Source organism: Steroidobacter agaridevorans, assembly GCF_009932555.1.
Taxonomy (GTDB): Bacteria; Pseudomonadota; Gammaproteobacteria; order Steroidobacterales; family Steroidobacteraceae; genus Steroidobacter; species Steroidobacter agaridevorans.
This window is the reverse complement of sequence record NZ_BLJO01000007.1, coordinates 337199-363047: the sequence shown is the minus strand read 5'-3', so window position 1 is coordinate 363047 and position 25849 is coordinate 337199. Positions and strand designations below refer to the sequence as shown.

Genomic DNA, 25849 nt, shown 5'->3' with positions numbered 1-25849 from the left:
TTTGCTTGCTTTGAGGCCGGGAGAAGAGGCCTCGGTGGTTCGCACGCCGCCGAGGCGTGCGTTGTATCTTTCGGGCTCGAGGACTCAGGGCAAGGGACGAAGCCCCTCTGCCCGCACAACCCACCCTTGCTTCGGGAAGCCCGGCGCGCTGCCGGTCGAGCCGTCCCAGCCGCCGGCCATCATTCCCACCGCCAACAACAGTCCACCGTTCGACGGAAAGTAAGTCTCCGCCGCCCGCGTGTAGCCCGGACCATCGGGCCCAACCGGCTTCGCTGAACCGTCGGCTGTAGGAACGAAGCTGTCCGCGTGTTCATCGAGATGAACGCGTGGCGTCATGCCACTCTTGCCGTACTGATTGTTCTTGCCATTGAACAGCAGAAACTTTACTGCGGTCTCCGGCTCCTGCAAGCGTGCGGCCGTCATGGCGATCAGCGGATAATCCCAGCCCCAGGTTTGCCGCAGATCCCACAACGTGTCGACCGCGTTCAGCGTGCGTTTCATCGTGGGCCGATCCACGCTCTCGCCGGGCAACAGTCCAAACGCGCCAAGAAACGACGGGTGATCGCGATTGAAACACTCGTGCCGGGTGCGCCCATTCGAACACTCCGCGCTACGCGCTTGATCCCAGAGCGACGGGAATGACTCGGTCGCGACATACAAGCCATCCTTCTTCGGCAGCGGCGACAACTTACCGAGCACGCGGTCCCAATCGGCATTGCGAGGCTGGCCGAGTCGCTCACGCCATTTCTGTGCTGTGGTCAGCCCGTAACGGAAGTACTCCAGCTCGAACGTTGGATTGAACGTGGTCAACGGCGCCCACACCTCCTGCGCCGGAATGATCGGCGGCCCGATGACGAACTGACCGCGCTGCTGATCGAAATGAGGGAAAGAAGCGAGCAGATCCGCCGTCGCGAACACCAGCTCCTGATACTTGGTAAGCGTTTCGCGCGATGGCTGAGCGCGATAAAGCAGCTCGGCAAGGTAAATAGGATGCGGCTGTTGCCACATGATGAAGGGCGACACTTTGCTCGGGCTGTTGCGACCTTCGGGCCCGACCATCTTCGGCCACCAGGCGCCGCGAACGTCGTGCCCGGCAGCCAGCTTCTTTGCCTCAGGCAGGTGCTGCAAATACCACGACATGCTGCGTTCGAGCAGCTCCGGCCGGCCCCACAGCGCGAAGTGCGCTGAATGCCACGGATGCATTTCCATGTGGAACTTGCCGTTCCAGCTGTTGGAGAACAATCCTTCTTCCTGCGGCGGCAAGGTGCCGGCGCCATTCAACGCCATCAGGTATTGCGATAGCACGACACGACGCTCCAGCTCACTCGCGCGTGGGTCGGTGCTGCCGGTGAAGTCCACCATCGCGCCGTTGGACCAATAGTCCTTCCAGTGCGTGGTGGTGTCGTTCTTCGCCGTCGCCGCATCCGGAAGGGCGTCGCCAATCGCCTTGGGCGAAAACAAAACCATCAGCGTCAATCGATCGGGCCGGCCGGATGGAAGGACGCGATAGGTGTGCGGGCCCGCGGGACTGAACTTCACATCCGTGTCGGTCTGCGCAGTCACGAAATAGCGGGTATCGTCGAGGACGCGGTCGAGTTTCAGATGGCGTGTGTCGCGAGCGCGCTCGATCGTTTGATGCTTGTCAGGACGATTCCAGTCCGCTGGATCGGGATTGAGCTTGGAGGACACGCCCGGAAACTTCACATCCACGCCGAGCCGACCTTTCGCCAGCAGCGGCGAGCTGAGCTCGACCATCACCATGTCGAGTGTCGGGTGCACGCGCGTCTGCACTTGGATTTCGTTGCCCTCAAATGAGAAGCGGCTCGTGAGTGAGCCGCTCCAGAGATCGAGGCTTTGCCGGGGCTCGGCAAGCTCGGTGAATGTTGCCGGCCTGCCGTCGTTCGATGTGAGATAGAGCGATAGTCGCCCAAGCGAGAATCGGTGCGGGTTTTCGCGCAGCCATGCGATGGCGGGTTTGGATGCGTCCTGCCAATCCGAGTAGTACGCGTATGGATACTTCTTGCCGCGCACGTCGATCTGCGTGAAGCCGTCCGCTTCCGTGAAGCCTTGCGGATTCGGGAAACTGTGCCAGGCCCATTGTGCCTGAGTCATCAGCGGTACGAGAGCGGAGTACTGATCCTGAAAGGTCTGCAGGCCGGTAATGTCGGCAGTGAATGCAATGTTGCCGTTGCCGACCATGAGCGGGGCGGACGGGTCGACCTTGGTCAGTGTCGGGTTGTGACGTTGCGTGAGCGCGCGACGGTCGATGCGCGATTCATCGTTGCTGCTCGTGGTGGCCGTGCTGTCAGCCTTCGCGATCTCCACCGCATACACGTGCGTCGGCCCATGCATGTTGGAGCGGAACACCACCCACTTCTGATCCGGCGTGAAGGTGACGTTGGGCTCCAGTCGGTAGTGATGCGACTTCATGCTGACCAGCTTCTCGGCTTCGAAGTGGCCTGCATGAATCAGGTTCTGCTTCGAGACCGGGCCGGTCGCGCGATTCTCGGCCAGCTTGGGACGGAACAGATAAATCCACTTGCCGTCTTTCGCCTCGGCGACCTGCGCCTCGTCGCCGCCGTCGCCCGCGAACATCGTGCCGTCGGGACTGACGTTGAAATGAATGGACCACTGGTCGCGCGTCAGGTTGTACCAGGTGCGCTGTTTGGTCTCGAGGTTGTAGCCGGCGACCCAGAACACTTCGCTGCGCGGGGTTTGCAGGTCGTACCAGATCGTCTTGCCATCGGCGGAGAAGAACTCGTGACCGGCGATCTCCATGTGCATGGTGCGCTCATGGATCCTCGTGACCTGCGAGCCATCGGTGCGAACCGTCCAGATGCGATCCACTTCGTGCCACGGCCCTTCGTGGCAGAACATGATCAGGTTCGGATCGGTGGGCGAGAACTGCAGATGGTTCAGCCAGTCGCGCGCGGTATGGACATTCTTGAGCTCGCCCGTCGCAATGTTGACCGTGAAGATGGTGCGTTCGAGCCGCTGCTCGAACACTTGCCGGATGCGCAGGCCGCGCGCCTGGTGATAAGTGATGGGCTTGCCATCCGGGCCGACCTGCGGCTCCTTCGGCGCCTCGCCGACCTGGATTTCTTCGCCGTCGACCCAGGAGCCGAGCAGCAAGGTTTCATCGGCATTCACGGACACCAGACTGCCGCGAGGGATTTTCGCGATCTTGCGGGTCTTGTGCGTGTCCATGTGAGTGGCATAGACCCAGCGCGCCTTGCTGTCCTTCTCATCCTGGCGCGTGTAGTAGACATTGCCGCTCTTTCGGCCCGTGACCATGATGCGCAGGTTGTCGCCCTTGGCGATCTCGGCAATCTTGCGCGTCGTCAGATCGATCGTGGAAATGCCGTGTTCGGTGGTGACGATCAGTTTCTTGCCATCGGGCGAATAGCTGTTCTGGTGAAAGTACAAGCTCGCCGTGCCCGGTTCCTTCGACAGCCGGATCACACGATGGCCGGTTTCCTGATCGATCCACTCGGTGGGAGGCTCCGGCTCGGCAGCTACGGCAACCTGCAGCGTGGCTGAAAGGACGGCTGGCAACAGCACCAGCGCCGCGCTCAAACTGAATCGCATCAACTACCTCCAAGCGTCACTTGCACGCCATTGATCTCCGCTCGAATCGGCGCGGCGATGCGCGCAGCTTTCGATGTGAGATAGGCATTCCAATCCGCAGCCGATTTGATCTTGCCGGCCGGCTTCCACGCGCCACCTACGAAATAACGGACCGTCTCGCCCGGTTCGACTTTCACGAGCATCAAGCTATCGGGCCGACCCTTCGCGGGTGGAGTAGTGCGCGCGAAGCCGGCGAACTGTGCTTCGGGCGCCAGCACGATGCCGGTGCCGAGCTCGTCGTGCGGCGGATGATCTTTGTACTTCTCCCACAGCGCGACGACCTTGTTGCGATCGTCAGAACTCACTTGAACGTCTGCGGCGGCAGGATGCTCGGTCAGGCCGATGGCCACGGTCAGCGAATCGCCGGTGAAATCGAACGTGCTGTGCACTTCATCGAGCTGTTGACCGGCATCGACGATGAAGCGCTTGCGCTCGGTGACTTTCACACCGCCGGCATCCCAAGGCTCGTAAGTGAGCTCGAAGATCGCACGCACGGGGCCATTGGCGTAGATATGGTTGGTCTGCCAGTTGCCAGACACTGCCAACTGCTGGCCGTCCCAAACGCCTACGCCGCCGACGCCGCGACCACGGCCGACTTCATAGAAATCCAGGCCTTCACCGGTGTCCGTGTGCAAGCCGTCGTGGCCTTTGCGATACCAACGATCCATCACGGGGTAGGGCACCTTCTTGGTCCACAGATCGATGCCGCTGCTGGTCATCTGATCTTTTCCGGCGACAGGCTGCGCGAGGGCCGGGCCGTAGGCGCGATGAGCGATCTCGTCGTTTTCCCAAGCGAAATCATCCCACCGTTCCGGCACGTGACCTGCCCACACCTTGCTGGGGAAGGGCGGCTGGGGTTTGGAAGTGGATTCGATCGTGACGGTCACGCGCTGTTCGCCGGCGCGAAAGTCACGTTGGAAGATCAAGTCGTCATATTCGGCGGGCCCGCGATGAACATGCTTCATCGCCGTGACCTGCGAGGGAACGATCGCACCCTTGGCATCGCGAACGATCACCTGATCGAACACCAGGTCGGGCAGCGCCTTCTTTACTTCGGTGAAGGGGATGGCGATGGTTTCCGCCGGTCGCGCGAGCCTGGCGTCGTTGTGAAGAACGATCGTCGCCTTCGCCGCAAAAGCGTCCTGCGCTGACATGCATAGCGCTGCGGCGATGCCGAGCGCCAGCGCAGTACGTTCGATCATCGCAGCAGCGCCGCCGCCGTCCACAGCATCGGCGACTGCCCATGCAGATCACCGGTCTTGCGCGGACGGTCGAAGTAAAACTTCTTCTGCACGTCGAGATCCGGGCCGACTTCTTTCGAAGCTTTGTTGGTGCCGACGACGGTCTCGCGGACGTTGGCCGCCGCATCGACGTAGGGGACGAGGCCGAGCCAGGCTTTGCGAGCGGCCGGACCGTAAGCCGATGCCTCGAGCCAACCGCGCTTCACGCCTTCGACGAGTGCAAACGCAAACATCGCGCTGCCCGAGGTCTCGGGCCAGAAGTCCGGCTGATCGATCAGCTGCAGCCACAAGCCATCCGCGCTCTGATACTTCAGCAGGCCGGCCATCATCAACTTGTAACCCTGCAGGATGCGGTTGTAGTGCGGATGTTCCGGCGGCAGTACCGACAGCACTTCAGCCATGCCGGCCGCGACCCAGCCGTTGCCGCGCCCCCAATAGAAAGGAGAGTCGGGGCTGTGCAGGAACAATCCATTCGGCTGTTGCAGCTTGTCGAGGTACGCGACCATCGTCATGGACACGCGATCCAGATACTTCGCGTCCCTGGTCGCGCGATACGCCTGAACCTGCAGTACCGGCAACATATAAAGGTCGTCGGACCAGTAGCGCGCCTCGGTCGTGATGCCATCGGGCGTCGTGCTCTCCCATTGCTTATCGGCGAAGTCGCGGCCGAGCGTGAGATACGACGGGTCGCCGTTGATCAGATAGATCTCCAGCGGAACGACGCCGGTGATGCGGTAATCGACGTGCGAGCGCGGGCTGAGGCGCCTCGCGCCCTCGGGCGTGCGAAACTGATCGAACTTGCCGATGAGCTGCTGTTGCAACCCCTGGTCTTCGGTGATCTGCGCCACTTGCAACGCGCCGTACCACGCGCAGACCTCTGGATAGATGATCCAGCGGTGGAAGGAGTTCACCTGAAAGTCGAAGCCGCGCGCGGCGAAGTTGTTGGCGATCCGCCGGCCGACGATCGCCGGATCGGCGCCTTCCGGCCAATTGGAGAAATAGCTTTTCGTGGCGACGGCCGGATCGGACGCGCGCTGAGGCGCGTCCGAAGCGGTAGAGCATCCTGCCAGCATCGCGACGCTGGAGATGAGCGTCGCGATGACTCCTGCGTTACGTCGAGCGAACATGTTTATCCCTGAGGTTAATACGTCCAGCGTACGCCCAGCAGCAGCTCGCGACCAGTATGACGATAGCGGGACACGAGATTGTCCCGGTCGACGTAAGAGTCCGTGTATTCGTCCGTCAAGTTGATGCCTTCCAACGACACGGTGAGCGTGTCGGTAACGTTGTACGAGACGGACGCGTCGATGTTGGTCGCATCGTTCACGCCTTCCTCGGTCGTGCCGTTGCCGCCCGGGAACGCGGTGAGGTACTTGCCGCGAAAGGCGGACGAGACACGCGCGCTGAACTTCTGCGTTTCATAGTACAACGTCAGGTTGTACGTGTTACGCGAGAGGTTGAGCAGGTCGTTGCGAATGCCGTGGCCATCCGGATCCACGCCGTATTTCACGCTGGATTCGATGTAGGTGTAGTTGCCGATGAAGCCGAAGTTGCTCCAGGCGCCCGGCAGGAACGAGAACGGCTGCTGATATTGGAACTCGAGGCCGCGAATCCAGCCGCCTTCGCCGTTGATATTGCGGGTGACTTCGAACGCGGTCGCCGGATCGATGCCGGCGAGCAGATCGAGCGGCAGGCCGGTTTCGCTGAAGGGCAGGCCGCGCGTTTCTTTCACACTGAAGGATTTGATGTCCTTGTAGAACAAGCCGAGGGCGAGCAGCGCCTCATCTTTGAAATACCACTCGGCGCCGAGGTCATAGTTGGTCGCGCGGAACGGATCGAGCAATGGATTGCCGAATTTCACCGTGCGCGAGCCCACGTTGACTTCGCCGCCGGGCGTCAGATCGCCCAATGCCGGGCGCGCCATGACCTTCGCGGCTGCAAAGCGCACCAGGAAGTCCGAAGCAGGTTCCAGCACCAGGTTCAGCGACGGCAGCGTGTCGGTGTACTCGTTGTCGACTCGCACGACTTCATTGCCGGTGCCGGTGCGATTCAGGATGCCTGCGGAAGTCACCTCGGTCTTCGCGTAGCGAACGCCAGCCGAGCCACGCAGCGGCATGCTGAACATGTCGTATTCGAAATCGGCGGCGAGGAACGCGCTGGCATCTTCTTCGGAGACGTTGCGCGTGTCCCCGGTCGACACAGTCAGTGCGTAGGTGGGATCGTTGAACAAGCCGACGTAGCCCGCGGATTTCCACACGTCCGGCACGATGTAATTGCGGTCCGAGCCTGCCGGAATGTCGAGATCGCGGCCCACGGGCAAGTTGCGAGCAATGTCGCCGACTCCTACCAGCCGTCGATCCGCCGCCAGGGCGCCGCCGGACGAGAAGTCCTGCATGTCGACTTCGAACTTCTTGGCCAGCGCGCCGCCCTTCAAGGTCAGGCCGTCGGTCACGTCGAACTCGAGCGAGAATTTGCCGGTGTCGTAGCTGTTGACGACCGAGCTCTCGCGCCGGCGCGCTTCGGTGAGCGTCCACAGCGCCGGGTTGGTCATATCGATACCGTGCACCAGGTACGGCATGCGGTCCTGGCCGTTGCGGAAGTCATAGGTGTAGCCGTCGACGTTGAGCGCGTCGTAGGCGAAGGAGAAGTTGTAGGGCGTGTCGAGATCGTTCTCGCTCGTGCCGACCAAGGCTCTGAGCCGGAACGTGTCGCTGAATTCGTGCGTGCCGCTCAGCGTGAACTGATGATATTTGGTGATATGGCGCTCGAAGCCGTTTTCGGAGCGCAGATCCACGTTGTCGAACACGCCGTAGACCAGATTGTCGCCTTCCAGCGCGTAGTCGCGCACCACAGTTTCGTTGATGCCTGTCGCGTTGGTGCGACTGAAAGAGATGGAGCCGGCGTTCGCGTTCTCGGTCTGGCTGCTGTAGTAGGCGTACAGCGCGTCGAAGTTGAGCAGTGTCTTTTCCGTCGGCGCCCATTGAAGCGCGGCGGTCAGGCCGTAACGCTTCTGTTCGAGCAAGCTCTCCGCATATCGCGGGATGCGCGGATGGAAACCTTCATTCACGGCAGTGAGCTCGTCGGGTGACGCACAAGGCAGACAGCCGCCGAAGTTGCCGGTGGGATTGGAGGTGCTGCCGGGCGTGCGATCGATGATTGCCTGGCCGTTGTCGCCCCAGCGCGTGGTGCCGAAGCCTTCGTCGAAAGGATTGCGTTCGCTGTACGCCGCGGAGAAGAGGGCGCCGAAGGTGCGGTCGTCGTTCGACCAGCTGATGAGTCCGGCAGCGCGCGGGTTGGTGTTCTCGGTGACGTCGTTGAAGCTCGCCTGCCCGGATAGAGCCGTGCGGAAGCCTTGATAGTCGAAGGGCCGCGCGGTTTGCAGATCGACGGTGGCGCCGAGCGAGCCTTCGTCGAGATCGGCTGTCTGCGTTTTGCGAACCACGATGCTCTGGAACAGCTCGGAGGCGAACACGTTGAAGTCGAAGCCGCGGCCGCGATTGCCGGTCGTGCCCGCGACAGTTTCCATGCCGTTGATGTTGGTGCGAGTGAAGTCGCCGCCCAGACCGCGAACCGTGATGGTGCGGCCCTGGCCGCCTTCGCGGTTGATAGTCACGCCCGGAATGCGCTGAATCGCTTCGGCCAGGTTCAAATCGGGAAAGTCGGCGATGTCTTCGGCCACGATGGCGTCGACGGCGGCAATTTCGGCTCGCTTGGTGTCGAGCGCCTTGTTCAAGCTTTCGCGAAAGCCCGTGACGACGACTTCTTCGACTTCCTGAGCGGCGACCTGTGTCGCGGCGGTCGTGGTGAGGGCAGCAGCAACCGCTGAACGAACGGCCCAATGAGCCAGGCCGCGTTTCGAACCCATGCGCATCATCCAGATCCCCCGAGCTTGCTTCTCTTGCTTTGGCAACACACGTTTTCATAACTAAACGCGCTTTCATAACTAGCCTATTGAACGCTGACACCGGTGACAACCCTGCCAATCCGCTTTATTCAGTGCCGTTGTGGATCGCGCGATGCGGGATTTGGATTGATGCTTGCGCGCGTGTTCAGGTGAGTAGATTCTTCTTTGCTGACAACGGAGGCCAATCTCATGAGCGACGCACGTCCCCCTTTGCCGCCCTTCACTCGCGAGACCGCGATTCAGAAAGTTCGCCTCGCGGAGGACGCGTGGAACAGTCGCGATCCGGCGCGCGTCGCGCTCGCGTACACCGTCGATAGCAAGTGGCGAAACCGTTCCGAGTTTCCGCAAGGACGCGAACAGATCGTCGAGTTCCTGACGCGCAAGTGGCGTCGCGAGCTCGAGTATCGGCTCATCAAGGAGCTGTGGACCTTTGGCGACAATCGCATCGCCGTGCGCTTCGCTTACGAATGGCGCGACGATTCCAGCAACTGGTATCGCTCTTACGGCAACGAGAATTGGGAGTTCGATGCGAACGGGCTCATGCAGCGCCGATACGCCAGCATCAACGATGTGCCGATCGCCGAAGCGGAGCGCAAGTATCGCTGGCCGCAGGGACGGCGGCCGGAGGATCACCCGGGGTTGAGTGAGCTCGGCTTGTGAGAGCCGCGATACAGGTCACAATTGATGCGTAGCAATTTCTGCTTAACTAGTCGCCACGTTCCAGTCAAACAAAGTGGCAGGCATGGAAGTACGGACAACGTGGGTGGAGCCGCCTGAGCGCGCGCAGGGACTCGATCATCTCGGTACTCACGCCCCGTGTATCGATCTGTACACCCGATTGCTGCCGGGCATAACGAACGTCACGGACCGGGCCAGGTACTACTCACTGTATCCGTGGTTCGTCTGGGCATTCGATCAGCGCTATCGCAGCGTCGATTCGGAAAAGTTCGAGCAGTTGTTTCGTCGGGCGGACTGCCTGCTGACATGGATAGCGGAGCGGCACTCGCAGCGAACGGGGCAGCAGACCGACTGGCACGCTGTCGGAGGCATCGGTCGTCAGAAGCTCGTGCCTGCATTGAACAAGCTCGATGCAGGCGAGGCGCTGCGCCTCTCGGACTACGCTACTCGAGAAAACAACGGCACCCGATATTTCCAAAACAGGCTGGGTGGGTTGGGCCAGTACTACATCGGCACTTTGCAGGATCTCCGGATCCTGGATGTCAGCGAGCGTGGCTGGATCAAATACACAAAGGAGCGAGGCGCGGTATTGGCGGAGGCGGTGGAACGCCGGGTCGATAGCGCAAAATTCTTCAAAGTCCTGGAAGGCGACCGCGTTTCGCTCAAATTGCTCGATGAGCTGGAGCCGTTTTGCTTCTGTCGGTTGCCCCATTCCTCCGAAGAGCATGCGCAACTCGCCGATCTGCTGTTTGAACGAGCGCTGTCGAGCGACGAGCCCGGCGGACAACGCCGGCAGACGCTGGCCTTTGCACTCGCGATGGTGGATGCCAGCGCGGGCAAGTGGAGGGTTCCGGTCACACTCGAGCATTTTCAGTGCGCCTCCTATGGCCGTAGCTTCGGTAGCGGCCGGCTATGGAAGGTTCCTGCGCCATTGGAAGCCACTGCGAGCGCCTGGGCGCTGTACGTTCGCAATGACTTGTTGTCGATCGCCGCTCAAGCTGTGTTTGCCGTCGGCTTGAAGATCATCGACCAACACGAGCAAGAGGGGTTGCGATTCGCCACGGGACACGACTTTGAAACGTGGATCACCGGATCTGCTTTGGCCAAGCGCGTCGCGAAACACTTTGCGGGGAAGTCGTTTGGTGCGATCACGCATGGGGCGCGCAGCACGCTGGCGCCGATCGACGGCTGGGATCTGCCGGATCATGAGTGGGCGTGCTCACGGTCCATACTCGAGGCATTCAAGGCCGGATCGGACGAGGCTGTTCTGGTTCATTCGCTGCGCATCCTCGTGGCGCTGGCCGCACGACCCACAACGAAGGAGGCGTACCAGGCAAGTCCCTTCGAGGCTGGATTCCTCGACAACTATCCGATCAATCTGCAGAGCTTTACCGAATTGGCGGCAGGGGAGTGGTCCGAGCTGTCGATTCCCAGGTTGCTGGGCTGGTTGATGAATCGCTGGGGAATCGAGGTTCATTTGTCCGTGGCGCTCCGCAAGCTCCGCTACAACCCACAAGCAACTTTCCGGGTGCGACCGGCGGAACGAGGTCTCGAGATCATTGACGATGTTCCCCCGCCCACGCGCACCAATCCGCGCGTGGGCCAGGGCTTGCAAATGTTGCGCGATCTCGAAGCGATCGTCGACGGACCAGAGGGCTCCAGCTTGACCGCGTTTGGCAGGCGAATGCTCGAGGAAGTCCTCAATGGCCGGTGACTCCCTGTACGACGCCCTTCGCCGGGGCGGCTATGAAGCGTCGTTGATCACGACCTATAACGTGTATTTTCCGTTCTATGAGGAGGTCGTTCTCAGGCGCCTCAGAGCGTCACAGTGCCGGCACAATGTAGTGTTGGCCGATGCTCGCCAATGTGGTGCTTCGTTGTCGGACACATTTGCGGCTCCTCGTCGGGCCGGCAGCGATTACACGCTCGTACCCATGCGCTCGGAGGCGGCGTTTCATCCAAAGGTGTGGCTGCTGGTCGGCAAGTCGAGGGGATTGATCTGCCTCGGCAGTCACAATCTGACGATCGCGGGCTTCGGCTACAACCGCGAGATGACCAACTGGATCGAATTCGATCCGAGACGCGATGAAGCCGCAGTGGCGACCGCGCGGACGGTGTGGGGCTTCATCAAAACGTGGCTGAACGATCAACAGGCTTTCCTGCCAGCGCCGGCGCTCGAGGCGGTGACTTCGATGAAGAATCACGCGCCCTGGCTCGAGGGCGTGAGCAATGTCGTCGTGGATCCGACGCCACTTGCGCAAGGCACATCGACTGCGCCGCTCTTCGACCAGTTGATCGTCCATGCGCCGAAGTCGGTCAAGAGCATCATCGTGATCGGAGCTTTCTTCGACACGAAATTGCAGTTACTCAAGGCGTTGGCAAAGCGCTGGCCCGAGGTTCGGCCGATGTGCGGCATCGAGCCCGCCACCGTGTCGCTTCCGGGAAAGCAGCTTGCGAAAAGGCAGTTTGATTTTCGGGATGCGTCGACATTGGCCGATCGCTCCGGCTATCTGCATGCCAAGGCAATCTTCTTCGAAGGCAGGAATGGAGATCACCTGCTGGTCAGCGGCAGCGCGAATCCAAGCGCGCCCGCGTGGCTGGGCGGAAACGAGGAGGCAGTCCTGCTGCGAAAGGGAGCCAGCGCGCGCAAGGCTGCGGAGGAACTGGGGCTGCTTGCCATCCGCGAATGTCAACCGATTGCGGCCGACCAATGGGCGAGCATTTCGGAGAGCGTGGCCGAGCAAGTGGCCGAAGAGGCGACGCGAGCGGCGATCGTGGCTTGTGAGACCGAGATCGGGTTCGCGGCGCCCCTTGCTGCGTTCCCAACCATTCCCAAACGCTGTGCCGCCAAGGTCGGCGAGAGTGAGCCTATCGAGCTGCCGATTCAATTGAACAAAGAAGACGGAATGCTCGTCATTCCCGCCGATCGCGAGCTGAGACCAGGCTGCACGCGGCTGCTATTTGCGTTGGCGGGCGGAGCCGTCGTTGAAGCCATCGTGCATCACACGGCGATGATCGAGGACCTCGCCCGATCCACCCAGCAGGCGCAGTTCCGTGCTGCGTTACAGGAACTCGGCGCCGAATCCGGAGACATCGCCAAGCTGGTGTCCGCGGTGGAGAAAGTCATATTTGACGACGCGTCCGGTGCCGCGTCTGAAATATCGGATCGCAGCCGCCGCAGCTCCAACCAATCCGCCGCGCAGAACGAGGCGAATCTCAAGCCCGAGACGCTGGCGGTCGGCATGCATGAAACAAAGAAGGCGAAGCGTCATCGACGTCTGCTCACGGGCACCGACCTGGGGCATCTCCTCGACGTTCTGATTCATCGTCTCGGGGTCGGATTGTCACGACTGGACGCCAATGTGGATTCCCAGGGGCGAACCGAAGAGGATCGGATCGGCAAGGATGACGATATGGAGATCCCGCGGAACCGCGTCGACGATGTCAAGATCGCCTCGATTTGCCAGCGTAAGCTGCGCCGGCTGATTTCCAGAATGAAGGTCCAGATGGATCAGCAGGCGGATCCGGGGCCGACGGTGCTGGTGCAATTGGTCGCCGTGTTGGCGATTACGCGCGAGCTTCGAAAGATCGAGAAGCACGAGCGTTGGCGGCGTGTGCACGCGCGTCTGGTCGATCCGGCGGATCAGCGGCGCCTGCTCGACCACGTAATGGTCTCGTTCTTCGGTCGCGGCCGGGATCTCTACAGCAGGGTCGTGGCGACGCTGGGCACGGAGACGTTCGACGAGATTGCTCGACTCAAAGGTCTGTTGATCTGGCTGGCTTGGGACTGTGGTGTCGCATTGGACGAGCGGTTTGGTATTTCGGAGCAGCGGGAGGCCGTCGAGGAGCGGATCCGGAACAAGGCGGTGCTGTTGGAGCTGGTCCAGATTCTGTCGGGTGACGATATTTCATTGGAGGAGGCGCGAACCAGCATTCTGTCGGTCGCGAATCCCGGCGTGCATCAGGCCGCAGCGAAATGGCTGGTCACTTGCGAGTCCTGGGGGCGGGTTGTCGACGAGGTATTGACGCGAATCCGAGGCGACAGGATCCCACCGGTCCAGCCGAGCCAGATCGGTTCGCTCGCCTTTGCGACGGCGCTGGCTCGGCCGAGGCTTCGTATCGTTTCCTCCGTCAGCAGTGGCGCGGTGGCGTTGTTCGACTTCGAACAGGAAATTCAATATCGGCCGGACCGCGTATCGAGCGTGGGACTTTTGTCACCAGAGGGCCTCAGCGCGGCGTCGCTGCCGTCGTCCAGTTGATCACGTGATAAGTGGCCGGGCCGTCGCCGACGTTGCGTAGCGAGTGCATCTGGTTCGAGGCATTGAAGACGACAGCGCCCGGGCCGACGCGCTTCATCTTGCCATCGACCAGCACTTCGACCGTGCCTTCCTTCACGATCACCAGCTCTTCGTTGGGATGTTTGTGAGGCGCATGCGAGGTCGCGCCGGCGGGCAGCGTCGTGACGTGCAGCTCGAGCTCATCCAGCGTCGCGGTCGGCGCACGGAAGAACTGGCGAACGGCGCGGACTTCCTCTTGTTGGACCGGCACATCGTTCCAGTCGAGCGCCGCCGAGCCCATGACTTTGGGATCCGACGCGGCGAATGCGGTGACGCCGATCGTCGCGGTCACGGACACAGCGGCAATAGTCATATCGCGAAGAGTGATCACAACGGGCTCCTGTGAATGAAACGAAACAGGGCCGACCGGCTGGGCCGGCCCTGCAAGTGACGACAGTTATCTGACCAGGATGAGGACCAGGTTGGGATTGCTGCGCTGATAGCCGTCCCAGACGGAGACAGACAACAGCAACGGCGTTCCTTTCCGCACCGCTCGCAAGGCAGCCGCATCCGACACCGTAATTCTGCCGGTGTCCGGATCGATCGCGAATATTCCTCCGGCGCTGGAATATTCCGTTTGCCATTGCGAGAACGCGGTGCCCGGGTCGGCATCGGTTGCTGTCGCCGTGCCGACAACGGTACCTTCGGCCGCCTTCTTCGGGACTGAGAACCACTGGAAAGAAACTTCGGCGCGATGGTTCTGCACGTAACGCTGCAGCCACTGCATTGCCGGTCGCTCGGCGCCATTCTCATAAGTCAGCCAGGCGCCTTGCGCCGTTCGCCAATGGCCGGGGCGATAGCCCCACAACGTAATGCCGCGCACGGCCGGGTGCTCCCAGAACACCGGGAAGATTTTCTGGTAGCCCGCGAGCTGCACGGGATCGTCGTTGCCATCGATATCCAGCTCGGTCACGTAGATGGGCAGCCACGTCTTCGATGCCAGATAGTCCAGATTGGCGCGCAGGTTGGGCATCGGCGCGGCCTCGGTGGTGGAGAACGCGTGACCTTGGATGCCGACATGATCGATCAATCTACGGGCCTTGAGCAGCTTGATGATGCCGACGTAAGTTTCAGTCGCGTTTCGATCGTTGACGATGCTGTAGTCGTTGAGCATCAGCTTGGCGTTCGGGAAATATTCTCGCGCCAGCGTGAACGCCGTGATGATCCAATCCCAGCCGGTTGCGCCCGCGCCGCCCAGGGCTTCGTAATAATTGCCACAGCCGCCGCAGGACTGGCCCGGCGGTGTGTTCACGGCGAGCGGCGGATCGTGCAGCGGCTCGTTCACGACTTCGATCTGCTCGAGATCGGGATAACGCTCGGCGATGGCGGCCAGCCACTCGCGAATTTCTTCGAGCTGCTCGGCCGGCGGCAGATTCTGCAGCCACTCCGGTTGCTGATTGCCCCAGAACAGCACGTGCCATTTGAACTTGAAGCCATTGGTGCGCGCCATTTGATAAGCCGCATCCGCCTGCGTCCAGTTCATCACATCGCGAGTGCCTTCGACGGAGGCCCACTTGCCGCCGTTCTCCGGTGTCACTTGATTCCAATACGCGGCGAAGTTGGGGGTCTGCGCCGGACTGTGCGCGCTGCCAAGATATTTCGACTTGCCAGTGGCGATGGGCGGACCCGGCGGCGTATAGGGCGGTGGAGGCGGTGGCGGTGGCGTGCCTGTCGCGGCGGATCCGGTGTCCAGATTGTTCACCGTGTACCACGAGCCTTGCCGGCCGAACGCAAATTTGTCGATGAAGTTGCCGGTCTCCCGGCCGCCCGCTGAAAACGTTTGCGTGAGATTGCCTGCGGGTACAGTCCAGGTTGCGGGCCCGGCGAAGCCGGTGATCCGGAACCACTTGAACACATTGGTGGTCGCCGGGCCGCCATTGCGGACCGTGTCGGCCGGTGCGGTGAAGCCGCCGCCATCGACTTGATTGAGCAGCACCCATTCGCCGGTGCCGACCTTGTTGCCAAAGCCGTTGCCGACATAGAAGCTGTCGTCGCTGCCGCCGCCGGGACCGACCCGGAAGCGCGCGTACAGGTCATAATTCCCCGCTGCTGGAAACGTGACGGAGTAGGTGAGCGCACCGTCGGCGGTCGCGGGCGGACCGAAGCCGGGCGAATCGTTGACGATGGTGACGTAAGTGGCGCCTTCGGTGGCGCCGACACTATAGGCAGAACCGATGCTGGCTGATTCCGCTTCGACAATGATCGGCTCGGTCTGTGCCGCTGCGGTGAGCGGCACGGCCAAGATTACAAACGCACCAAGGAATGCACGAAAATCCATGCTCATGGCATATCCCCCAAGCTTGTTTTGTAGCGTTGAATCGGGCTCTTCGGCGGCCCAACGCTAACACTGATTGACTAGGACTGGTAGCGGTATCATCATGCGAACACAACCGACCGGCGCCGCCGGCCAACAACTGCAAGAAACATCGATCAGCACGCCGGCTGCCGCCGCGTGCAACGGGGGCTCATTGCGCATCGATCAGACAGGCGCCGCGGGCGCATGACCATTCTCGGCGTTGTATTTGCAGTCGCGCTGTTGATCGCGTTGATCGCGATCCTGCGCGTCCAGCCCTTCGTGGCGTTCATCATCACCGCGCTGGTCGCAGCGCTGGTGCTCGGACTGCCGATCGAGAAAATTCCAAGAACCATCGAGCGCGGCATCGGCGACATGCTCGGCTCGCTGTCGATCGTGATTTGCCTGGGCGCGATGTTCGGGAAATTGATCGCGGACAGCGGCGCCGCCCAGCGCATCGCCGAGGCGCTGATGCACCTGTTCGGCCCGTCGCGCGTGCCGCTGGCGATGGCGCTCACCGGCTTCATCGTCGGCATTCCGTTGTTCTACAACGTCGGCTTCGTGCTGATGGTCCCGCTGGTCTTCTCGGTGGTCTATCGCTCCAAGCTGCCGCCGATGTTGGTGGGCATTCCGATGTTGTCCGGCCTGTCGATCGCCCACGGCTTTCTGCCGCCGCATCCGTCGCCGACCGCGCTGGTCGCGCAGTTCGGCGCCGACATGGGCAAGACACTGATGTACGGTTGTTTGATCAGCGTACCGACGCTGCTCATCGCAGGTCCGTTGTTCGCGCGCAGTCTGAAGCGCATCGCGGTCGGGTCGTTGGATCTGTTCAAGCCGACGACGCTGACTGAGGAACAGTTGCCCGGCACGTTCAACAGTTTCGCTTGCGCGTTGTTGCCGGTGGTGTTGATCAGCGGCGCGACCGTGCTCAGTTATGGGAGCTTCGATCCTGCGACGCGCACCCTCATCGATTTCCTCGGCAATCCGATGCTCGTGATGCTGGTGTCACTGTTAGTAGGTTCGGTCACGCTGGGCGTGTCGAGAGGCCGCAAGCTCGGTCAATTGATGGAGGGCTATGGTCATGCCATTCGCGACATCGCTGGCATCCTGCTCATCATCGGCGGCGCCGGTGCGTTGAAGCAGGTGTTCGTCGACAGCGGCGTGAATACAGAGCTGGGAGATTTGCTCGGGAGTGCGCCCATTCATCCGCTGGTGCTCGGCTGGCTGGTGGCGTTCGCGATCCGGATCGCGCTCGGCTCGGCGACCGTCGCGGGCCTGACGGCGGCGGGCATCGTTGCGCCGTTGATCGAGATCAGCGGTGTCGATGCGAATCTGATGGTGCTCGCGGTCGGTGCGGGCAGCTTGATGTGCTCTCATGTCAACGACTCGGCGTTCTGGATGTTCAAGGAGTATTTCCAGGTCAGCCTGCGCGACACGTTCCGCTCCTGGACCATGATGGAAACATTGGTCGGCAGCCTGGGGCTGGTTTTCGTGCTGTTGTTGAACGCGGCGCTGTAGAGCGGGCACGGCGCCGGACACCCGCGACGTATTGACTTGGCGCACCGGGCGGCCGGTGCGCTCGATGGGGTGGCGGCTGCAGGGCGGTGTCGGCGAAAATGCCGGCCATGAGCACAGTCAAGCGGTTCGCCGCTCCCTTGGTCGCGCTAATCCGGCTGCACCTCGTCGCGATCCTCGTCGTCGCGGCGCTGCTGTTGGTGTACACGCTGTTCGGCTTCTTCGCAGTCCCACGAATTGCTCGCGCGCAATTGCAGAGCTACGTCACCGAGCAGATGCATCGGCAAGTGTCGGTCGGCGAGATCCGCTTCAATCCTTTTGCTTTCGACGCCAGCGTCGCCGGCCTTGCGTTGCGCGAGGCGGATGGCTCGCCTGTCGTCGGCTTCAGACACCTTTATGTCAACGCCGAGCTGGCCTCGATCTGGCAGCGCGCGGTGGTGCTCAAGGAAGTCGAGCTTTCCGCGCCCGACATCGATGTGATCGTCGCCAAGGACGGCACTGTGAATCTCGCGAAGCTCGCTCCGGAATCTGAGGAGGCGAGCACCGAGGAGCAGACGGCGCTGCCGAGAGTGCGTATCGACAGGCTGGACATTCGCGACGGGCGCATCGGCTTCACGGACAACACGCACACGCAGCCGTTCACTGCCGTCGTGGCGCCGATCAAGTTCACGCTCACGGATTTCAAGACCGACGCCAATTACCAAAACGCGTATGACTTCTCCGGCGCCACGCTCGCCGGCGAGCGATTGGAGTGGGTTGGCGCATTCACGGTGCAACCGCTGGGATCGAACGGGCGGTTTCGTGTGCAAGACCTCAAGGCGGCGACCATCGATGCGTACGCCAAGGACATGCTGCCGTTTCAGTTGGCTTCGGGTATCGCGACGCTCGCAGGCGATTATCGTTTTGCCATGACGCCTTCGCTCGGATTCGAGGCGACCTTGCCGTTGCTGCAGGTCCGCGATCTTTCCGTCAAGGAGCGCCAGGCGAAGAGCGCGCCGGTGAAATTACCCGAGGTGGATATTCACGAGATCGCCCTGTCTTATGAAAAGCAGGATCTCGGCATGAAGCGCATCGATGTGAAGGGTGCGCACATCGACGTGGCGCTCGAGCCCGATGGGTCGATCAGCCTGATGCGCTTGTTTGGCGAAGAATCGAAGGAGAGCCGGCCAGTTGCGACTCCGGCGGCGTCGCCTGCAGCGTCAGTAGGAGATTCGGCGCCGGAAGATGCGCAGGGTGAGTCGGACGAGTGGCGCGTTCATGCGGAAACGATTCAGCTGAGCGACGCGACGGTCGTTGCCGAGGATCGCAGCGTCAAGCCGGTGGCGAAGTTCGATCTCGCGCCGATTGCACTGACGGTGAATGGGTGGAGCACGGATGCGTCGGCGAAGGTGCAAGTCGATGCGGATGTCACGATCAACAAGCAGGGCAAGTTGCTCGGCAAAGGCGACGTGCAACTGGAGCCGTTGGGAGCGCAGCTCGCGGTCGAGCTGAAAGACTTCGAGTTGCCGGCGATTCAGCCGTACCTCAACGAGGCGACGGCGATGACTTTGCATTCGGGTCGGCTCGGCGCGAAAGGCGACGTGTCGTATGTCGCTCAGCCGGAGTCGGCGCCACCGATGAAGTTCAAAGGTGAGGTTCGAGTGGCGGATCTGCGCACGACGGATGAGCTGGTGAACGAGGACTTCGTCAAGTGGCGCAGCCTGACTGTGACTGGCATCGACTTCTCGATGAATCCGGACAAGCTCGACATCAATCGCATCGTTGCGAGACAGCCGTACGGAAAGGTGGTGATCGCCAAGGACACGACGCTGAATGTGACGAAGGTGTTGAGTCCGGCGGGGACGCCGACGCAGCAGAGCGAGCAGCAAGAGACGATCGAGAAAGAGGACGACGCTGGCGATACCAAGCAGGCTGCAGCGGGAAAGCAAGGCGACGGCAGTGATATCGAGCAGGACAAGGGCGGGGCGAAGCCCACGCCCGCTCCGAGCGCGACAGCGTCTGAGCCGATGTTTCCTATTCGCATCAAGTCCGTGCAACTCATCGACGGCTCCGCCAACTTCGCCGACTACTCCATCGAGCCTTCGTTCGCCACCGGCATCCTGGAGCTCAACGGCACCGTCACCGGCCTGTCGAGCGACCCAAGCTCGCGCGCCAAGGTGAAGCTCGACGGCAAAGTCGACAAATACGCTCCGGTCGACATCGGCGGCGAAGTGAATTTGCTGTCCGCTGCCGTCTACACCGACCTCTCGATGAACTTCCGCAACATGGAGCTGACCACCTTCAATCCCTACTCGGGCAAGTTCGCCGGCTACAACATCAGCAAGGGCAAACTGTCGACCGAGCTGAAGTACCTGGTGCAGGATCGCAAGCTCGACGCATCTCATCACATCGTCATCGACAACCTCGAATTCGGCGACAAAACCGATTCCAAAGACGCCGCGCCGATTCCGTTGAAGCTCGCCGTGGCATTGCTGAAAGACCGTCAGGGCATCATCGATCTCAACCTGCCGGTGAGCGGCACGCTCGACGATCCCAAGTTCCGGCTCGGCCCGATCATCTGGAAGGCCGTGTTGAACCTGCTGACCAAAATCGTCACCGCGCCGTTCGCCGCGCTCGGTGCTCTGATCGGCGGCGGTGAAGAAATGCAGTTTGTGGATTTCGACGCGGGTAAAGCAGAACTGCCCGTAACGCAAACCGAGAAGTTGAACAAACTCGCCAAAGCCTTGGTCGAGCGCCCGCAGTTGAAGCTCAGCGTGCCGCTGACCGTCGTCACGGCGCAAGACAGTGAGGCGATCGCTCGCACCGCGTTGAAAGAGAAGCTGCCCCCCAACACATCGGCGGAGCCTCCGAAGGACGACGCCGCGAAACGGCAGCGAATTGCACTACTGGAGAAGGTCTACAAGGAAGTGGCCAGGTCCGCCCCGGCGTATCCGCCCGAGACTGAAACCGAGAAGGGTATCGACTTCGACGCGCGCCTGAAATTCCTCGATCAGTCACTGCTCGATCGCTTCAAGCCCGACGATGCCGCCTTGACGGCGCTCGCTCAACAGCGCGCCCGCGCCGTGCAAGACACGCTGCTCGCCAACACCGAGCTGAGCCCCGAGCGCGTCTTCATCACCGCCGAGCGCAGCGAAGGGAAAACGGAAGCGAAGCAGGTCAGGATGGAGTTGAAGTTGGAGTAGCCTCGGGAACCTTCGGCGCCCACTCCGGCCGCAACACCAACAGAACCGTCGCCGCGCCGAGCACGAGGAAGCCGAAGATCAACGTCATCGGCGCGACGTAAGAGCCGCTGGCGTGCAAGAGCCAGCCGGTCATGAGCGGCGCGACGATGCCCGCCAGCGCCGTCGCGACGTTTTGAAAGCCCTTGACCTGCCCGACGATGGGAGCGGGGATGAGCGTCAGGCTGCAGAGCGCGAGATTGTTTGCAGTGGTGAGCCCGAGGCCGGACAGCGACACGACGTTCCAGAACAACGCGGTCTCCACGGTCTCCGCACGAGCGCCAAGCAGCACCGTGCACGCGATGGCGAACCCCGAAACCACGAACACTTTGCGAACGACGATGGGATCGCCGCCGCGCTTGATGAGTTTGTCAGCGGTCCAGCCCGCGACCAGCGCGACGATGGCGATGCCGGTGAAGCTATAAAACGTGTACAGCCCCATCTGGCTGAGCGACAGGCCGCGCTGCTCGACCAGATACGAGGGCATCCAGGTCATGCAGAAGAACGTGAAATAGTTGTAACAGAAGTTCACGACCAGCGTGCCCCACACCAGCGGGCTCGCCAGGATGCTGCCGAACGAGATCACGGACGCCGATTTCTTCTTGGCCGCGAGCTCCTCGCTGCTCGGCAGATCGTTCTTCGCCAGCCAGAGCCAGGGAACCAGCCACGTCAGGCCCGCGACGCCGGTGATCACGAACATCCATTGCCAGCTGGAGTTGTCGATCAGCCAGGCGGCGAGCGGTGCGCCGATGGCCGGGCCGAACTTGGAGCCCAGCGAATAGAAGCCCACCGCCGTGCCGCTTTCGTTGGGATGGAAGTTGTTGCGGATCCAGCGATAGGTCGCGGGCACGACGATGGCTTCGGCGGCGCCGATGATCAGGCGCATCGCGACCAGGCCCCACAACGCCTGCATCAAACCGATGGCCGCCGACGCCACACACCACACGGTGAAACAGATCGCGTACGGCCGCTTCACGCCGTAACGGTCCACGATCCAGCCCATCGGAATCTGACACAGGGCATAGGACCAGAAGAACGCGGAATTGACCCAGCCGCGGTCGAGATTGGATAGCGCGAAGTGCTGCTTGAACGGCTCGACCGCCAGCGCCGAGGAGATGTTGATGCGATCGACGAAGGCGATCAGGGCTGCCAGCGCGAGCAGCGTCAGCGTTCCCCAGCGCACCATTGCGGCCTTGGTCAATTTCGGCGTCGCCGCCGCGTTCTGACCGGGTTCGGCGCCTTCTGATTCGACTACGGCCACTGCTCACCCTGCGGATATCGGAATTCGAGCCTTGAGAATAGAGGCGCGACCGGCGCGGCGGCCATCAATTATGCTGCCGACCCGATTGGAATCGGATGAGAGGCTCACTGGGCGACGCCCAGCCGCTTCGCGAGACGGCGCAGATTGCCGCGATCCAGCCCCAGATCGCGCGCGGCCGCGGCCCAATTTCCTTGCTGGGCGGCGAGGGCCCGCTCGATGAGACCCCGTTGAAACTTCGCCGACGCCTGCGCCAGTGTGAGGCCCTCGGTGTCGATGGGTTGCTCCTGCTCGGGGGCGAGTGCCGCCTGTTCGAGACGAGGTTTGGCGAGATCCAGGTGCGGCGGCTCGATCGTGACGATGCGATCGCGGCCGGCGCCATCCGCGGCCGCCTTCAACGCCGCACGGCTGATGGTGTGTTCGAGCTCGCGCACGTTGCCGGGCCAACTTGCCGACAGCAACGCCTGCTGTGAAGCTGGCGCCAACCGCAATCCTCTCAGATGCAGACTCGCGCGATTGCGCTCGAGCGCGTTGCCCGCCAGTAACAAGATGTCACGTCCGCGTTGGCGCAGCGGCGGCACCTGAACTGGATAGATGCTGATGCGGTGATACAGATCGGCGCGGAAGCGGCCGGCACGAACCTCTTCGGCGAGATCGCGATTGGTCGCGGCGACGATGCGCACGTTCACTTTGATATTCGCATCCGAGCCGACGCGTTGAATCTCGCCACTCTGCAAGACCCGCAGCAGCTTGGGCTGCACCGTCATCGGCAGCTCGCCGATCTCATCGAGGAACAGCGTGCCGCCGTCGGCGATCTCGAACTTGCCGCGGCGATTCGAGGTCGCACCCGAAAACGCGCCCGCGACGTGGCCGAACAACTCGCTTTCGACCAGCGATTCAGGCAGCGCCGCGCAGTTCACCGAGATCAGCGGTCGATCGTTGCGAGTCGAACCGTAGTGAATCGCGCGCGCCACCAGCTCTTTGCCGGTGCCCGTTTCGCCGGTGATCAACACCGTCAGATCGCTGTTCGCGACGGTATCGATTTCCTTGAGCAGCGCCCGAATCGGAGCGCTGCGCCCGATGAACTGCTGATCCGGTCGCAACTCCTGGAGCAGCGCGCTGCTGACCAGGTTCTGACGCTCCATCGCGTCCTGCATGCGTGACAGCCGCTCGATGATTTCGAGGCATGCGCCGGCCAGATTCGCGCAGGTGCGGAGTGCGTCGAGCGATTTTTGATTGAAGGTGCCCCGGCGCAAGGCGTCGATGGTCAACACGCCGAGCGGCCCATTCGTGCCCTTGATCGGCACGCCCGCGCAGTCGTGCACATGCAGATGATCGGCGGCGTTCGGAATGAGGCCGTCGAACGGATCGGGCAACGGGCTCGCGGCTGGGAAGCGCAGCACATCGGCGCTGCGCATGATGGCTTGCAGACGCGGATGCTCGACCACCGGGAAGCGTCGGCCCAGCGCATCGGGACTGAGGCCATGGACGGCGAGCGGCACGAGATCCGCGCCGCGCAGTTCGAGGATCGAGCACGAATCGGCGTGCGTCGCTTCGGTCAGTGCTTCCAGCCACAGTTGCCAGGGCGGAGCAGGATTTCCTCGCAGCGCCTCGCGTAACACCCGCTCGCAGGCGGCAGTCAACGGCGTCGTCATAATGACTCGAATGATGTCACATCGACTCGGTCGGCGTTGGTGTCATTTTGACTCGGTGTCGCTCTGGGCTTCGACGGATCAATGACTTACGGCCTGGCACGGACGTTGCTCATAGAAGGTGTTCCATCGACGTCGATTCGACACTGTCAGAGGTTCAATGCTTACGCCAGACCAGATCGCCATCATCAAGGCCACGGCCCCGGTAGTCGCTCAGCATGCCGAGCGCATCACGAGCGTCTTCTATCCGTTGATGTTCGAGCGTTATCCCGAAGTGCGGGAGGTTTTCAATCAAGCGCACCAGCACGGCGGATCGCAGCCGCGTGCGCTCGCCAACGCGGTCGTCGCCTACGCCAGCAACATCGACAATCTCGCTGCGCTGGGCGCCGCCGTCGAACGGATCGTGCAGAAGCACGTCTCGCTGAACATCACTCCCCCGCAATACCAGATCGTGGGCGAGTGCCTGCTCGAAGCGATCGGCCGCGTGTTGGGCGATGCTGTTACGCCCGAGATTGGCGCTGCGTGGACTGCCGCTTACTGGCAGCTTGCGAATCTGCTGATCGCCGCCGAAGAAAAGGAATATCGCCGCAAGGCCGAGCTCACCGGCGGCTGGCGCGGCACGCGTCGCCTGCGTGTGGTGAGGCGAGCGTTCGAGAGCGAGGTCATCACTTCGTTCTGGCTGGCTCCGGTCGATAACGGTCCGCTGATGGATTTCACGCCCGGACAGTATCTGGGTCTGCGGCTCGACATCGACGGCGCGACGGTTCAGCGCAATTACAGCCTGTCCGATGCGCCGAACGGCAAGACCTATCGGATCTCCGTGAAGCGCGAGCCCGGCGGGTTGGTGTCGAACTATCTCCACGATCGGGTGCAGGAAGGATTCGAGGTCGATGCGTTCGCTCCGGCGGGCGAGTTCACGCTGGCGCAGAACTCCAAGCCGGTCGTGCTGTTGACCGCGGGCGTCGGCCAGACACCGGCGCTGCCGATGCTGGATCGCGCGTTGGCCGAAGGTCGGCAGGTCATATATCTGCATGCCGCGCTCAACAGCGCCGTGCACGCGTTCCGTAAGCGCGTCGACTCGCTGGCGACCGAACATCCGAATCTGCGGCACGTTTACATCTATAGCGAGCCGCTGCCCGGCGACGAGCCTCACTATCGTGGCTTTGTGACGCCCGAAATCCTGCAGCGGTACGCGCCTGCCGATGCGGATATCTATTTCCTGGGGCCCAAGCCATTCATGGTGCACGTCAATCGGATGTTGCGTGACCTGCGCGTCGCGGCCGAGCGCATTCGTTTCGAGTTCTTCGGCCCGATGGAGGCGCTGGACTGAAGTCGATGGAATATCCGAGGGGCCAGGGAAGGCCGCTCAGATGGGATCGTTCGCTACGCAATCCTCGAGCCGCCCGGCAAACTGCACCTGCGCGAGCACCTTGAGTACATCGAAAGGAACACGGCTCTCCGCTTCCGCGAAGCCGAGATCGGTCAGCACTGAAAAGTATTGAGACGTGGCGAGGCGGGTCTTTTCGATCAGCAAGGTCGGCAACAGCCAGGCCGGGCCGTTCTGCACGCGTGACTCGCGTGAGCGGTTGTCTACCAGCAGCCACGGCACGGGCTGTTCCTCGGGCCGGCGCTCATCGCGGAATCCGAGTTGGGCGTACACGGGATTGAGCGCCGGCAGATGATCGCCGTAAACGAGAAGAATGGTGTCGCGCTGCCGCGTCTCCACGAATTCGAGCAGACGGGCGAATGCCTGATCGCTGGCTCGAACCAGCGTCATGTAGGTTTCCAGTGCGTGAGCGGCGGGAGCATCGAGACTGGTTTGCAGGAAGCGTGCGTCAACCGCCTCGGGCAGCGGCACCGACTCATACGGGCCGTGATTCTGAATGCTGATCGCCATGATCATCTGCGGCTGATCGTCGTCGCGCATCTCGGCAATGATGCGATCCACGAGCGACGCATCGCTGACATACCAGCCGTAACGTTCGGCGCCGCCGAAGGCGTCGGCGTCCAGGAACCGATCGAAGCCCAACGCGCGAAATGCATGATTGCGATTCCAGAACGCGCCGCCGTTGGGGTGGATGGCCAGGGTGCGATAGCCATTCGAGCGCAGCTCGCGGGCAATGCTG

At 62.0% G+C, this 25849-nt stretch carries 16 protein-coding genes; 7 read left to right on the top strand and 9 right to left on the bottom strand.

The annotated features are described in order from the left end of the window. Positions 1-84 precede the first annotated feature (84 nt). The 4 genes from GYH35_RS25175 to GYH35_RS25160 are packed head-to-tail and all read right to left on the bottom strand — an operon-like array spanning position 85 to position 8733. Positions 85-3588, bottom strand: a complete 3504-nt coding sequence (locus GYH35_RS25175; RefSeq protein WP_161829823.1) for an oligogalacturonate lyase family protein — start codon at positions 3586-3588, stop codon at positions 85-87. Beyond that, positions 3588-4829, bottom strand: coding sequence for a DUF4861 family protein (locus GYH35_RS25170; RefSeq protein ID WP_161829822.1), 1242 nt, complete (start codon positions 4827-4829; stop codon positions 3588-3590). The genes GYH35_RS25175 and GYH35_RS25170 overlap by 1 nt, the downstream gene beginning before the upstream one ends. Next, positions 4826-5995: a glycoside hydrolase family 88/105 protein gene (locus GYH35_RS25165; RefSeq protein ID WP_161829821.1), complete on the bottom strand. Its 1170-nt coding sequence runs from the start codon at positions 5993-5995 to the stop codon at positions 4826-4828. Before GYH35_RS25165 ends, GYH35_RS25170 begins: the two co-directional genes overlap by 4 nt. Before the next feature lie 14 nt (positions 5996-6009). Beyond that, complete coding sequence (locus GYH35_RS25160; RefSeq protein ID WP_161829820.1) at positions 6010-8733, bottom strand: TonB-dependent receptor; 2724 nt, start codon at positions 8731-8733, stop codon at positions 6010-6012. A 228-nt stretch (positions 8734-8961) separates the two neighbouring features. Here GYH35_RS25160 and GYH35_RS25155 point away from each other — a divergent pair, with 228 nt between their 5' ends. The 3 genes from GYH35_RS25155 (at position 8962) to GYH35_RS25145 (ending at position 13709) form a co-directional block, all read left to right on the top strand. Continuing rightward, positions 8962-9432, top strand: coding sequence for a nuclear transport factor 2 family protein (locus tag GYH35_RS25155; RefSeq protein ID WP_161829819.1), 471 nt, complete (start codon positions 8962-8964; stop codon positions 9430-9432). An 82-nt stretch (positions 9433-9514) separates the two neighbouring features. Further along, a complete protein-coding gene (locus GYH35_RS25150) occupies positions 9515-11164 on the top strand; it encodes a hypothetical protein (protein WP_161829818.1) in 1650 nt (549 codons plus the stop codon). Then, positions 11154-13709, top strand: a complete 2556-nt coding sequence (locus tag GYH35_RS25145; protein ID WP_161829817.1) for a phospholipase D-like domain-containing protein — start codon at positions 11154-11156, stop codon at positions 13707-13709. Before GYH35_RS25150 ends, GYH35_RS25145 begins: the two co-directional genes overlap by 11 nt. Here the strand turns inward: GYH35_RS25145 and GYH35_RS25140 are convergent. Then, positions 13678-14118: a cupin domain-containing protein gene (locus GYH35_RS25140; RefSeq protein ID WP_202624664.1), complete on the bottom strand. Its 441-nt coding sequence runs from the start codon at positions 14116-14118 to the stop codon at positions 13678-13680. The genes GYH35_RS25145 and GYH35_RS25140 overlap by 32 nt on opposite strands. Before the next feature lie 66 nt (positions 14119-14184). Next, complete coding sequence (locus GYH35_RS25135; RefSeq protein WP_161829816.1) at positions 14185-16071, bottom strand: endo-1,4-beta-xylanase; 1887 nt, start codon at positions 16069-16071, stop codon at positions 14185-14187. A 94-nt stretch (positions 16072-16165) separates the two neighbouring features. Between GYH35_RS25135 and GYH35_RS35180 the strand changes: the two genes are divergently transcribed. From GYH35_RS35180 to GYH35_RS25125, 3 genes are all read left to right on the top strand, one after another. After that, positions 16166-16291, top strand: coding sequence for a hypothetical protein (locus tag GYH35_RS35180; protein ID WP_268894957.1), 126 nt, complete (start codon positions 16166-16168; stop codon positions 16289-16291). Further along, the gene (locus GYH35_RS25130) at positions 16288-17598 is read left to right on the top strand and encodes a gluconate:H+ symporter (RefSeq protein ID WP_161811701.1); all 1311 of its coding nucleotides are present in this window, start codon (positions 16288-16290) and stop codon (positions 17596-17598) included. The genes GYH35_RS35180 and GYH35_RS25130 overlap by 4 nt, the downstream gene beginning before the upstream one ends. A 107-nt stretch (positions 17599-17705) precedes the next feature. Beyond that, complete coding sequence (locus GYH35_RS25125) at positions 17706-20777, top strand: DUF748 domain-containing protein (protein ID WP_161829815.1); 3072 nt, start codon at positions 17706-17708, stop codon at positions 20775-20777. Here the strand turns inward: GYH35_RS25125 and GYH35_RS25120 are convergent. Together GYH35_RS25120 and norR are read right to left on the bottom strand one after the other, a co-directional pair. Beyond that, entirely contained in the window at positions 20752-22074 is a 1323-nt protein-coding gene (locus tag GYH35_RS25120; RefSeq protein WP_202624662.1) for an MFS transporter, read from the bottom strand. The genes GYH35_RS25125 and GYH35_RS25120 overlap by 26 nt on opposite strands. Positions 22075-22178: 104 nt before the next feature. Next, entirely contained in the window at positions 22179-23726 is a 1548-nt protein-coding gene (norR, locus tag GYH35_RS25115) for a nitric oxide reductase transcriptional regulator NorR (protein ID WP_161829814.1), read from the bottom strand. Positions 23727-23883: 157 nt separating this feature from the next. Here norR and hmpA point away from each other — a divergent pair, with 157 nt between their 5' ends. Next, entirely contained in the window at positions 23884-25053 is a 1170-nt protein-coding gene (gene hmpA, locus GYH35_RS25110) for an NO-inducible flavohemoprotein (protein WP_161829813.1), read from the top strand. Between the two features lie 36 nt (positions 25054-25089). Here hmpA and GYH35_RS25105 read toward each other — a convergent pair. Then, on the bottom strand, positions 25090-25849 hold a 760-nt coding region (locus tag GYH35_RS25105), incomplete at its 5' end, for an LTA synthase family protein (RefSeq protein ID WP_161829812.1).